Origin of the sequence: Williamsia muralis NBRC 105860, assembly GCF_001598915.1 — a bacterium.
Lineage (GTDB): Bacteria > Actinomycetota > Actinomycetes > Mycobacteriales > Mycobacteriaceae > Williamsia > Williamsia muralis.
Genome location: NZ_BDAP01000006.1, coordinates 117,512 through 130,544, shown reverse-complemented (window position 1 = coordinate 130,544; position 13,033 = coordinate 117,512). Strand labels below are relative to the sequence as shown.

Below are 13,033 nucleotides of genomic sequence, written 5' to 3'. Positions count from 1 at the left end.
ATCGGGGCGGTCTGACTATCGGGCTGGTCTGACGTCAGTCGATGGGCAGGCCACGCATCACGAAACGGCGGAGCATCCCTGCTGTCGGCTGATCCAGTCGGAGTTCGGCGTTGTCCGACTCATGAGGTGCGGTCACCCGTAAGACCAGTTCGCCGCCGGGCAGGATGTCGGCGGAATAGATGTGGTCGCTGCGTTCCCATCCGAGGTGCAAACCGCCGTCGACGGTTGCGCTCGGCGCCGATTCGTTCCAGTAAGAACTGGGCAGTCCATCGCGGTAGATCTCGTAGAACTCTTTGGCTTGGGGGCTCGGGGCCAGCGAGTCAGCACCCTGCCACCCGTCTTCGAGCGCCCAGACAATCGCGATCTGAGTGTCCAGCGAGTTCTCGCTGTCGGTGGTCTCGACAGCGCCCGGTGTCTGGCGGTTGAGATTGTTCGAATAGTTGCTGCGCGTCATCTACCGAGGCTAGTCGCTGTGAGCCGGTAAATACAGGCCGCCGAACGTGCCCACCCCTGCCGGCACTGGGCTAGCGATCCCAGTCAACCCGTTCGGCCATGGCCAGCAACGTGTTTCGCCGGGATGGGCTGGTGGCGGCGATCCACGCGATCTTGCCGTATACGTGCTCGCGGAAACGCGGATGGTCGTCGCGGTTCTGGGCGTGGGCACCCGTGCGAATGGCGTTGTGCAGCAATGCCCTGAGGTTGTCGTAGTCGACCCGGCCGACCCTGGGCCGGTCGTTGACCACCAGCCCCGCGAGTTGCTGGCGCTGGTGTGAGTACATGATCTTCGTCTTGTCGGGGTGAACGGTGAAGCCTTCGTCGGCGATGATGCGCAGCACCGTCCAGAGCACCTGTCCTGCGTCCATGACGTCGCCCGAGATGGCCAGATCGTCGCCGTAACGGCTGTAGTGGAGGTTGTTGTGCCGGGCATAACCCCAGATCCGGCGGTCCATGGTGCGCATGACCAGGTTGGCCAGGGCCGGCGAGGTCGGGGCACCCTGCGGCAGATGCCGCGCCCGCAGCAGCGACGCGTGGGCGAAGTCGAGTCCTCGAAGCACATCGGGAGGTGTTGCGGTGGTGCATATCTCGGACAAGAGCCGGGATGTCCGCCGATATCCGACAGCTGCGAAAACCGCGCGCACCCGCGCCGAGGTGATGGTCGGGAAGCAGTTCCGCAGATCGACCCGCAACACCACGTTGCGGTCGGAGTGTGGCCAGGCGAAACTCGCCGTGGACCGGCCCGCGACAAATCCCTGCGCCGCGCGATGCGGTGGGATGCGATCGAGTATCTCCCGGAGTATCCGGCGCTGGATCTCGCGTAGATGGGGTTTTGGCGCCTCGATCACCCTGACGCCGTCGCGTTTGGGGATCGTGACATACCGATAATGGGCGAGCGCAGTCTTTTTCGAGCGTAGCCAGAGACCCCGATCGGCGAACCACTCCAGTTCGCCCACCGTGAGACCGAGCCAGCGCGCCACATCGGTGGCGTCGGCCAGCGGAGTGAGAGCGAACGTCATCTCGGGCGTCGGCAGTTCACCGAAGACGTGGCTGCGGTTCTCGATGACCATCGACCAGAGCGCCCTGCGAACGGCCTCCGGCTCAGGCCTCTCGGGGAACTTCTCGAGCAGCAGGCCGAGCAGGGCCGTGGCCGTGGCAGGCGCCGTCGTGGCCGCCAGCATGTCGCCCAGCGCATGGACCGACCACCGCGGATCCACCTCGAGCCGGTTGATGAGCAGGTCGAGCGACCGTGCCGGGATCCGGATCTCAGGGCCGAGGCCACCCAGATCGTCAGGATGCGCGGAGTCGGTGGAGTCTCCCGGATGGGTCGAGTCGGTGGTCATGAGGCAGATGCGCGGCGGCGGGGCGACCAGAACTCTCGTCTGCGGCGCCGTGTAGCACGCGGAGCGTGCCTGCCGGCGTCGGACGCTGATACCAACTGTGAGATGTACCCAGGGGTTGCCCCTGAGACGGGTTCGGAGAACCCACTCTCGCCCCGCCCACCGCGCATCCCGTCATGCTAATGCCGGCCGGTACTCGCAGCGATCCATCAAACGGCCCACCGATCCCGCCGAGTGGGTCACGAGGCCAGGTCAGGCCCAGTCACGAGATCGGGATCCGACACGGAGGTCCATGCGCTGCAGGCGGTCGGCCACCACCGTCACCGCCCCCTCGGCATTTTGCACCCGCCCCCGGATCAGCAGGGCGGGCGCCGTCTGGGCCAGTTTGCGGTATTTCGCCCAAAGACCCACCGAGCACACCACATTGACCATCCCCGTCTCGTCTTCCAGGTTCACAAACGTCACTCCCGCCGCCGTGGCGGGGCGTTGCCGGTGGGTCACCGCACCGCCGACCAGCACACGGGAACCGTCGGGCACCGACAACAGGTCCGCCGCCGCGACCACTCCCAGCGCGTCGAGCTGGGGGCGGATGAACTCGGTGGGATAGCTGCCCGGGCTGACCCCCGTGGCCCATACGTCCGACGCCGCCATTTCCACCTCACTCATCCCCGGAAGTGCCGGCGCAGCACTGTTCTCATGCAGCGGCAGCCGATCGGACTTCTCCTGAGCTGCCGAACCGGCATCCCACAACGCCTGCCGTCGGCTGATGCCGAAACAGTCGAATGCCCCGGCCGTGGCCAAGGCCTCGAGCTGGTTGGTGCTCACATCCGTGCGCCGGGACAGGTCCGCTGCGCCCGTGAACGGGCCACCGGTCAAGCGCTGCTCGACGATCTGCTCGGCCAACTCGGTACCGATCGACCGCACCGACGCCAGCCCGAGGCGCACGTCGAGTCCGTCGTTCTCCAGATCGGCGTCCACCTGCGACAGGTTGATGTGAGGACCATGTACGGCGACGCCGTGGCGCCGGGCGTCGGCAACCAGCGTCTGTGGTGAATAGAAGCCCATGGGCTGCGCTTTGATCAACGCCGCGCAGAAGGCCGCCGGGTGGTGCAGCTTGAGCCAGGACGAGTAGAACACCAGGGACGCAAAACTCTGCGAATGACTCTCCGGGAAACCGAAATTGGCGAACGCTGCCATCTTCTCGAAGATGCGGTCGGCCATCTCCCCGGTGATGCCGTGCAGATCCTCCATCCCCTGGTAGAACCGGCCGCGTAGCCGGTTCATCTTCTCCGGCGATCGCTTCGACCCCATCGCCCGGCGCAACTGGTCGGCCTCTGCGGCACTGAACCCGGCCACATCCACCGCAACCTGCATCAACTGTTCCTGGAACAGCGGCACCCCCAGCGTTCGCGCGAGTGCCGCCTCCATCGAAGGGTGTTCACAGGTCGGCTCTTCCAATCCGTTGCGACGCCGGATATACGGGTGCACCGACCCACCTTGAATGGGCCCGGGGCGGATGAGCGCCACCTCCACCACCAGGTCGTAGAACTTGCGTGGCTTGAGCCGTGGCAGCGTTGCCATCTGCGCCCGCGATTCCACTTGGAACACCCCGACGGTGTCTGCTTTGCACAACATGTCGTACACGGCTTTTTCGGTCAGATCGATCTTCGCCAGGTCCACATGGATGCCGCGGTGCTGCTCGAGGAAGTCGATGGCGTAGTGGATGGCTGACAGCATTCCCAGACCCAGCATGTCGAACTTCACCAGACCGATGGCAGCGCAGTCGTCTTTGTCCCATTGCAGCACACTGCGATTGGGCATCCTGGCCCATTCGGTGGGACAGACGTCGGCGATCGGCCGGTCGCAGATCACCATGCCGCCGGAATGGATACCCAGATGCCTCGGCATGCCGTTGATCTGATTGGCGAGGTCGACCACATCGTCGGGGATGTCGTGTTCGTTGGCCTTCGCCGCATCGTATCGATGCACCTGTTTGCTCCAGGCATCCTGCTGCCCCACCGAATACCCCAGTGCGCGAGCCATGTCCCGCACCGACGACTTGCCCCGATAGGTGATCACATTGGCGACCTGAGCGGCGTTCTGCCTCCCGTACCGTCGGTACACGTACTGGATGGCCTCTTCTCGCAGATCCGACTCGATGTCGATGTCGATGTCGGGTGGGCCATCGCGGGCGGGCGACAGGAATCGTTCGAACAGCAGATCGTTGCCGACCGGGTCGATCGCGGTGATCCCCAGTGCGTAACACACCGCCGAGTTGGCTGCACTGCCGCGGCCCTGGCAGAGGATGTTGTTGTCGCGGCAATACCTGACGATGTCCTCGACCACCAGGAAGTAGCCCGGGAACCCGAGGGTGTCGATCACATCGAGTTCGTGCTCGATCTGCTCATACGCCTTGGGATGGCTCTGCGGCGTGCCGTACCGCTCGGTGGCCCCGCGTGCGGTCAGTTCTCGCAGCCACGAACTCTCCGTGTGCCCTTCGGGTACGTCGAACGGCGGCAACTGCGGTGCGATCAGGTGCAATCCGAAGGCGAGCTCGCCGGCCAGCATCGCGGCGTTGTCGATGGCATCGGGGTGAGCACTGAGGAGCCGCGCCATCTCGTCTCCGCTGCGCAGGTGGGCGCCCCCGAGGGGCGCGAGCCAGCCATCCATCTCATCCAGACTGCGGCGCGCACGCACCGCGGCCATCGCCATCGCCAGCCGCCTGCGATGTGGCGCCGAGAAGTGGGCGCCCGTGGTCGCCACCGTCATCACCCGATTGCGCCGGGCCAGCCCCGCGAGCACCGCGTTGCGTTCGTCGTCATCGGCCATCCCCTGCGCGGTCAGTTCCACGGCCACGTTGTCGCGGCCGAACAGGTCGATCAACTCACCGAGCGCAGCATCGGCGGCATCCGGCCCGCTCGACGACAATGCCTGGCGCACAGCTCCTTTTCGGCATCCGGTGAGTATCAGCCAATGCCCGTCCGCGGCCCCTGCCAACGTCTCGACGTCAAAACGCAGCAGTCCCTTCTCACCTGCCGCCATGTGTCCGGCGGCGATCTGCCGGGACAGCCTGCGGTAGCCCTCCTGGCCCCGGGCCAGGACCAGCAGATGCGAACCGTCCGGATCGGCCACACCGGTGCGAGGGGCATCACGCAGCAGCGAGAGTTCGGAGCCGAAGACGGTGGGCAGCTTCCATTCCAGGGCTGCCTCGGCGAAACGCACCACACCGTAGAACCCGTTGTGGTCGGTGATCGCCAAGGCTTCGAGGCCCAGCCGATGCGCTTCCTCTGCCATCTCCTCGGGACTGCTGGCCCCGTCGAGAAAACTGTAGGAGCTGTGGGCGTGCAGTTCGGCGTACCGGACCTGCGACTTGCCTCGTCGTAACTCGCCGGCCTCGTAGGGCGTGCGTTTACGCGACCACGCCGGACTGTCGCCACCGTCGCCGGCAAAGGTCTCGCCGGATCGGCCGCCGACATGCGGCCGCCCGGAAAGAACCCGTTCCAGCTCCGACCAGGTCGGAGGGCCGTTGTGCCAACCCACACCTCACCGTATCGAACATGTTTTCGAAGAACAAGCCCGGCAATTGCCGGCTCTCAGCGCTCACCACGGACCGGCCCGGACAGCCGATTATGTCGGCACGGGTGACCCGACTCTGGCATTGTTGACCCACATGATGCACCGCGATGTCGGTGGCCCGAGCGGCCGGAGACAACACCCCTCGCCACACTCGACAGCAGCCGGCCGCACCCTCACACACCTCAACGGCACGGCGCGGTGACCCACACCGACAGTGTCGACTCAGGCCCCGACAACAGGGTGCTCACTGCCACCGCAGCCCTGGACACCCCGTTTCTCGCCGTCGACGACGTCGTTCTCGACGCCAACCTCGCACGGATGTCCGAGTTCGCCGCCGGATCGGGTCTGGCGCTGCGCCCGCACGCCAAGACCCACAAGAGCACCGAACTCGCCCACCGTCAGATCGCGCATGGAGCGGTCGGGCTGACCGTCGCCACCATCGGCGAAGCCGAGGTGTTCGCGGCGGCGGGCATCACCGATCTGTTCATCGCCTATCCGCTCTGGGTCACCGAGAGCAAGGCGCAGCGACTTCGCCGGGTCATGGATCAGGCCGAGGTGCTCCTGACCGTGGATTCGGCGGCAGGCGCCGGGCAGTTGGCGCAGCACTTGCCCGGCGCGCGTGTGCTCGTCGAGATCGACAGCGGTCATCACCGGACCGGGGTGCATCCTCAGCGCGCCGGCGATGTCGGACACCGTGCGGTGGCGGCAGGACTGAAAGTGCTCGGCGCGTTCACCTTTCCCGGACACAGCTACCAACCCGGCCGTCCCGCCGGGGTGGCGAGGCAAGAGTCCGGAGCCCTTGCCATGGCAGCCCAGTCGCTGCGCAACGGCGGTATCGATCCGGTCATCCGCAGTGGTGGTTCAACGCCCTCGGCCAGCGAGGCGGATCCTTCGGTGCTCACCGAGATCCGGCCGGGGGTGTACGTGTTCGGTGATGCCCAGCAGGTGGAGTTGGGTATCTGCACGTTTGCGCAGGTGGCGCTCACCGCGGTCACCACGGTCGTCCACCGCGAAGCAGGCAAAGTGGTACTCGATTGTGGCAGCAAGGTTCTGGGAGCAGACCAGCCCGCGTGGGTCAGCGGCGGTGGCCGTCTGCCGACCTATCCCGACGCACGTGTCATCGCACTGTCCGAACACCACGCCACCGTCGACTTCGCCAATTCGAAGTCGCGGCCGGAGGTGGGAGACCGGGTCCAGGTGGCGCCCAATCACGTTTGTGCCGCAGTCAATCTCGCGAACGAGCTGATGGTGGTCGACCTCGCCGGTGAGGTGACGCCGTGGCGGGTGAGCGCACGAGGAGCCAACTCGTGAGAGCCCTGTGGACGGTGATGCTGATCATCACCCTGACCGTGGCCGGTTGTGCCCGGGAAACGGAGCAGGCGGTGACCGCACAACTGACCAAGGCCTCCGGAGTCCGCTTCGACCAGATCGGCGTCGACGAAGTGCGCGAAACGGCAGACACCATGGTCGTCGACACCACCGGGTTCGGCGTCGACGTGCTGCGGGGCACCGACCTCTCGGACAATCAAGTGATCTCACCGTGGAGCGCAATGATCGCACTACAGATGCTGCGGGCGGGCGCGGGTGGCACCACCGCTGCCGAACTCGATGCGGTGATCGGTCAGCAGGACGACGATGCCAGTGCGGCGCTGATCGGACAGCTCGATCGATTCGACGGTGATCCCGGCGGCGTCGACGAGGACAAACCCCCCACCCCACCGGTGTTCCATCAGGCTGCCGGAATCTTCATCGACGATTCGGTGGAGGTCGGCGCCGGATACCTCGAAGTACTCGGCAGCCGTTTCGACAGCGGGGTGTATCCGGTGGACTTCACATCGCCTGACACCGAATCCGCCATCGACAAGTGGCTGGCGGTGAACACCGGGGGCAAGATCCTCGAGACCCCCACCGACTACAACCCGGACACGGTGATCAGCCTCCTCTCGACCGTCTACCTCGCAGCCGCGTGGCAACAGCCGTTCTCACCGGATTCCACTACACCAACCGATTTCACCTCCGCAGACGGATCGGTCGACGAGGTCAACATGATGCGCAAGACGGTCTCGGCCGGCTGGGTCTCCGGCGCGGGGTGGACCGGTGTGCAACTGCCCTATTCCGACGGACTGGCCATGCAGGTGTTTCTGCCCGAGGGCCGCGACGTGAGGACGATACTCGACCAGCAGGTGCTGTCCGGGGCGAGCACACAGCTGCGTTCGGCGCCCACCACCTCGGTGTCGGTGAGCCTGCCGCGATGGGAGGTGGAGAGTTCGGTGAATCTCAAGACCGTGCTCGAAGGGCTCGGCGTCCGGGAACTGTTCACCGACGCTGCCGATCTGAACGGCATCAGCCCCCAGCTGCTCGTCACGGCCGCCGCCCAGGACAGCACCATCACGGTGGGCGAAAAAGGCACGGTGGCAGCGTCGGCGACCCAGATCGATGCCGGAGTGACCGCGATGCCCCCTGAGCAGATGGAACTCTTCGTCGCCGACCGGCCATTCGTGTACCAGATCATCGACACCTCAACGGGTTTGCCGCTGTTCCTCGGATCGATCAACAAGCCCGGGAGGGTCTGATGGCGCGGACGGCGCACCGATACGCGGCCCTGTTGCGCGGTGTCAACGTGGGTGGCATCCGAATCAAGATGGCCGATCTCAAGGCCTGCGTCGAAGCGCTCGGGCACACGAACGTCAAGACAGTGCTCGCCAGCGGCAATGTGCTGTTCGAGTCACCGAGTACCGACGTGGACAGGCTCACCGCTGCACTCGAGAAGGCTTTGTCCGACCGATTCGGCTACGCGGCAAGGGTTCTTGTGGTGCCTGTCGACAGGCTCACTGCGATCATCGACGCCTACCCATTCCCCGAACGAGACGACTGGCACGCATATGTCGTCTTCTACTCCGACCCCGCTCAGGTCGACGTCGTCGCCGCGATCGCGGGCGAACTCGATCCGCAGCAGGAACAGATCGCAGCAGGCGAATCGGTGCTGTATTGGCAGGTACGAAAAGGCGACACCCTCGACAGCGTGATCGGTAAACGCACGGGATCGAAGAAGAAGTCGGATTCCGGCTGGTTCCTCACCAACCGGAACCTCAACACCTTACGTAAGCTGCAGTGAATTGCCCTGCGCTGCAGGGTGTCAGCCTGCAGCGGGTACCAGTGACCGCTCGCGGATGTCTGCGGGCAGGTCTTCGTCCGGATGCCCGAGCCCCAGGTTTTCGCGCAACGTGCTGCCCTGGTACTCCGTACGGAACAGACCGCGACGCTGGAGCTCGGGAACCACATAGTCGACGAAGTCGTTGAACGTTCCCGGTGTCTGGGCCGTGGAGACGATGTAGCCATCGGCTTCTCCCCCGGTGAACCCGGCCTCGATCTGATCGGCCACATCGGAAGCGGTACCCACGAATTGCGGCAGCAGCACTCCCTGCGCGTAGAGCTTGCCGATGTCACGGAGCGTCAGGCTGTCTCGTTCACTCAGCCGCCTCGCCACATCGAACAGTCCCTGCGTCCCGGAGACGGAGATGTCTTCCAATGGGGCGTCGAGGTCGTACTGCGAGAAGTCGTAGAATGCGACCGACACGGTGATAGTGCTCGGGCGAGAAGAATTCCGTCGTGGAGCCCGGGTGCCTCCATGCGGCGTGGGAATGGGTGACGGGCGAGGCGATCAGGAATCCGCCCAGGTGCAGTTGACGACTCATCGGTATCAGGTCCTTCGGGTGTCGAGAGGGCGCCGGAAGGCGCTCGCTGCCATCGAAGTCGGGAACGACGGACTGTCCAAGTGTTCTCGTCACCCTGGGTGAAACAAGGCCGCACATCCGCCGCGCGGCGTACCGTGCGTCATTCGTACACACCTTCGACGGTCCACTGCCCATCTTGATAGTGCAGCAATAGTGCTCGTGAATCCTCCAGCAGCACTTGCGCTCTGGCGTATGTCCCGACATGCACATCGACACCACCGCCACCATCACCCGGCCCTGCGGCCCACCACCGTTCGTCGGTGGCCCACGGCCCCGCCCACCAGCTCAACGACCAACTGCGCCGACCCCAGGTCAGACTGGCCGGATCGGCACTGAAACTGCCTCGGGCAGTGACCTGCACCGGGGAGTCCTCGGCGTCGAGAAGGGTCACCGGTGCCATCGGCAGCACCGAGGGCGACGGTCCCGGCAATTGCCCCGGCCAGGGGGCATCCGGGTCGGCCTGGGCCACCAATTCGTCCCCGAGGGGTACCAGGGTGATCTGCTGCCCGGGCCCACGGCCACCACTGCGTACCGGAACCTGCACGCGTTCGCCTCCCAGCAACCCCTGCACCCGCACCAGTGCCCGGCGCACCCGCTCGGCCACTTCTCCGTCTCCTCCGGCCAATCCCCCACCCGTGAGCCCGAGTTGCATCGCGCCCGAGCCGATCACCTCCACCGGATCGAGACGCAACATCACCACCGGCCCATCAGGGCGGTCGGCGGCGCTGCGGCCGGAAAGCCACCCCTCCAATTGCCAGCGGATCCGGTCAGCTGTCGCGTCAGGGGTCAGCGGCTGTGCACAGCGCCAGGTGCGGGAGTACTCACGACCGCTCTCGGTGGTGGCCTGCACGGTGAGCCGCGTGCAGGCCACCGACGCCGCGGCCAATACATCGTGCAGCTGGGCGGACAGTCGCCTGCCGATGAAGGCGGCGGCATCGACGCGGTCCACCGGTGGGTCGCAGCGATGTTCGACGACCAGGTCCGGTGGCGGCGCCTGCCCCGACGGCGGGCGTTGCGGCAATGCCCGAGCCGTGCGGTGCGCGAAGATCGCGTCCGCCCCGAAGCGGGTGGCGACATCGGTGGACGACAGTTCGGCAAAGGCTCCGATGGTTCGAAGCCCCATCCGCCACAGCAGATCGACCAGGGCCGGTCGATCGTCGGCACACATGCTGGGCTCCACCGACAATTGCGAGATACGCAGCGGCGCAAGGAACTCCGCACCCTCGCCCGGAGGTACCACCTTGCCGTGCCGAGCAGCGATGATCGCCGTGAAGAGTTCGTCGGCGATACCCACCTGGGATTCGATGCCACAGGCAGACACAACGTCGGTGAGTTTCTCGGCCGCCGCCTCTTCACCACCGAAATAGCGCGCAACCCCACGGGCTGGCAGCACCAGAAGTCCCGGCCGCAACACCTCGACCATCGGGATCAGTTCGGCGACGGCGGCGGCCACCGGTTCGAACAACCGGGCATCACGTCCCTCGTCCGCATCTGTCACGGTCAGCTGGGGGCACCGCGCCTGGGCATCGCGTTTGCGCATCTCCCGCCGCACCCCCACCGCACGTGCCGCGGCAGAACAGGCGATCACGCGGCCGGACCGCAGCACCGCAACCGGACGATCCGGCGACAGATCCATCTCTGCCGCCGCGGCGACGGCCGGCCAATCCGGGCACCAGACCCCGAACACCCGATCACTCATCTACAACGCCACCGGCAGCGAAGGAGCATCGTACGAATTGCTCTGGGAGTCGACCACATCGACGAGCTGCACCCGGTCGCCGCAATGCATCACGTCCAGCCGGGTATCGGCTCCGGCGAATCCGCGTCCGTGTGAACGGACCGCGAGTGAGACACCTCCGAGGCGGCCGTAACCACGCCGCACAGCGGAAGGCTGGTGGGCGGTGGGCTGATGCCGGTACGCACAGACCCGCGACTGCAACTTCACATGTGCTCCCGACCACGTGCCGTCGGTGACCACCAGCACCGCGCCCTTGCTACGAGCGCGGGCCATCACCACCCGGCTGCGCGAGGGTGGCACCGAGATACCACCGAGGCCCACCACCACCAGGTCGAGTCCATCGAGCAGCACCGCGGCGATCTCCACCGGATCTGGCCCGGGGTCGGGTATCACCGCGATCCGGGACAGGTCGGCCCCCATCTCGACCGCCGCGAGCAGACACAGCTGCGGCTGACCGATGACCGCCACATGACCGCCGTCGGCACTGACCTGTGCGATCAGCGACAACAGCAGCGACCGTGCACCCTCCAGGGCCAACACCTGACCACGGATCAGCCCGGCACCGGGGAGCACCCGTTCGAGAGCCGGCGGGACAGCCAGCCTCTCGCGGTCGGTGTACTTCTCCTGCTCATTGACAACCGCCGACATCTGTCTTTGTGGCACAACGGATTCGGGCTTTGATCGAGTGGTGGCAGCAGCGAGGGTCTGCCGCAACATCGCCAGCTTCTGCGCCTTGTCCGGAGCTGTCTCCATGGTCTGCATCGCACCCCTGTCCATACTCCCCACCAAGGGGGAAGTGGCGCAGGGAAGTTGCAACCACCGGTCTGACTCGAACACATTTTCGATTCTTTTCGAATGTAGGTCAGCACTCCGACAAGCGTCAATACGCTTCGGCGCGTCGTCCGGGCGAGTCGTCCTCGCCCGGCACACCACCCACTCCAGTCTCAGGAGTCCACTAAGGTCAGACCAATGAGCGCCTCCTCCTACCGCGTTCCCGGCCCCGATTATCTGGTTGCCGGGCGGTACCGTCTGCGCTCGAAGATCGGTGGCGGTGGCATGGGCGCCGTCTGGCTGGCACACGACACACTCCTCGACCGGCAGGTCGCCATCAAGCAGGTGTTGTCGGTGGCCGGCATGACCGAGGACTCCGCGGCCGAGATGCGACAGCGAGCCATGCGTGAGGGCCGGATAGCGGCCCGGCTGAGTCATCGCAACGCCATCGCCATGCACGACGTGGCACTCGACGCCGGCGAACCCTGGTTGGTGATGGAGTACCTGCCCTCGCGCAGCATCGCCGAGATCCTCCATCAAACCGGCACCATGCCCGTCAAGCAGGTGGCCCAGATCGGTGCCCAGGTGGCCGACGCCATGGCCGAGGCCCACAACGCAGGCATCATGCACCGCGACATCAAGCCGGGCAACATCCTCATCGCAGAAGGACGCAACGCCGGGCTGGTGAAGCTGACCGACTTCGGGATCTCGCGGTCCAAGGACGATGTGCAGCTCACCCAGACCGGTGTGATCACCGGTACCCCGGCGTACTTCGCACCCGAGGTCGCCCGTGGCGAGGATCCGACGGAGGCCTCCGACGTCTACTCGCTCGGCTCCACCCTCTACACCTGTGTGGAAGGTCAGCCGCCGTTCGGGCTCGACGAGAACTCCCTGGTGCTGCTGCACAAGGTCGCCCGCGGCGAGATCATCCGGCCCCAGCGGGCCGGAGCCCTCGAGGGTGCTCTGCTCGCCATGCTCGAGCCGAGCCCGACCCGCCGGCCGACGATGGCCGGGATCCGCGACCGGCTTGCCCAGATCGCCGCGGGCGATGCCGGCAACACCGCACAGATCCTCACCAGTCCGCTGGATCGACGAATCGCGCCCCTCCCCCCTCGGCCAGCCACCCGGCGCATCCCGACCACCACCCAGTCAGGCCTCCCGGCAGCTCCGGGACCGGCCACTGCCGGACGGGCCCACCCGACCTCGGGTGTCGGCGAGTCGTGGCAGGTCACCCAGCACTCACGGCCGGCGTTCTCCGGATTCGACCAACAACCCGAGAAGACTCCGCCCCGCCACGCCGCTCTCGCGGCTGCGGTGTTCCTGGCATTCGTGGTGCTCGCCGCCATCGCGGTCACCCTCATCGCACTGATCCGCTAGAC

9 protein-coding genes and 1 pseudogene are annotated in these 13,033 nt (G+C 66.1%); 4 read left to right on the top strand and 6 right to left on the bottom strand.

The window, feature by feature from the left end:
- Positions 1–34 precede the first annotated feature (34 nt).
- From WIMU1_RS20750 to WIMU1_RS20740, 3 genes are all read right to left on the bottom strand, one after another.
- Positions 35–454 carry a hypothetical protein gene (locus tag WIMU1_RS20750; RefSeq protein WP_062800042.1) on the bottom strand — a complete coding sequence of 140 codons (420 nt, stop codon included), beginning with the start codon at positions 452–454 and terminating at the stop codon, positions 35–37.
- 70 nt (positions 455–524) lie between these two features.
- Positions 525–1,838 (bottom strand): reverse transcriptase family protein, encoded by a 1,314-nt coding sequence (locus WIMU1_RS20745; RefSeq protein ID WP_062800040.1) that lies wholly within the window; start codon positions 1,836–1,838, stop codon positions 525–527.
- 249 nt (positions 1,839–2,087) lie between these two features.
- Positions 2,088–5,375: an error-prone DNA polymerase gene (locus WIMU1_RS20740; RefSeq protein WP_062800038.1), complete on the bottom strand. Its 3,288-nt coding sequence runs from the start codon at positions 5,373–5,375 to the stop codon at positions 2,088–2,090.
- 276 nt (positions 5,376–5,651) lie between these two features.
- Between WIMU1_RS20740 and WIMU1_RS20735 the strand changes: the two genes are divergently transcribed.
- The 3 genes from WIMU1_RS20735 to WIMU1_RS20725 are packed head-to-tail and all read left to right on the top strand — an operon-like array spanning position 5,652 to position 8,526.
- Entirely contained in the window at positions 5,652–6,722 is a 1,071-nt protein-coding gene (locus WIMU1_RS20735) for an alanine racemase (RefSeq protein ID WP_062800279.1), read from the top strand.
- A complete protein-coding gene (locus WIMU1_RS20730; RefSeq protein WP_147431396.1) occupies positions 6,719–7,984 on the top strand; it encodes a serpin family protein in 1,266 nt (421 codons plus the stop codon). Before WIMU1_RS20735 ends, WIMU1_RS20730 begins: the two co-directional genes overlap by 4 nt.
- Complete coding sequence (locus WIMU1_RS20725; RefSeq protein WP_062800035.1) at positions 7,984–8,526, top strand: DUF1697 domain-containing protein; 543 nt, start codon at positions 7,984–7,986, stop codon at positions 8,524–8,526. The genes WIMU1_RS20730 and WIMU1_RS20725 overlap by 1 nt, the downstream gene beginning before the upstream one ends.
- A gap of 21 nt (positions 8,527–8,547) precedes the next feature.
- Here WIMU1_RS20725 and WIMU1_RS20720 read toward each other — a convergent pair.
- The 3 genes and pseudogenes from WIMU1_RS20720 to imuA' all read right to left on the bottom strand — a co-directional run.
- Positions 8,548–8,994 (bottom strand): annotated as a pseudogene (locus WIMU1_RS20720) (LLM class flavin-dependent oxidoreductase); the annotation flags it as partial.
- A gap of 251 nt (positions 8,995–9,245) precedes the next feature.
- Positions 9,246–10,844, bottom strand: a complete 1,599-nt coding sequence (locus tag WIMU1_RS20715) for a DNA polymerase Y family protein (protein WP_062800034.1) — start codon at positions 10,842–10,844, stop codon at positions 9,246–9,248.
- Complete coding sequence (gene imuA', locus WIMU1_RS20710) at positions 10,845–11,660, bottom strand: DnaE2-dependent mutagenesis accessory factor ImuA' (RefSeq protein WP_243404372.1); 816 nt, start codon at positions 11,658–11,660, stop codon at positions 10,845–10,847.
- A gap of 192 nt (positions 11,661–11,852) precedes the next feature.
- Here imuA' and WIMU1_RS20705 point away from each other — a divergent pair, with 192 nt between their 5' ends.
- Positions 11,853–13,031, top strand: a complete 1,179-nt coding sequence (locus tag WIMU1_RS20705; RefSeq protein ID WP_062800030.1) for a serine/threonine-protein kinase — start codon at positions 11,853–11,855, stop codon at positions 13,029–13,031.
- Positions 13,032–13,033 lie beyond the last annotated feature (2 nt).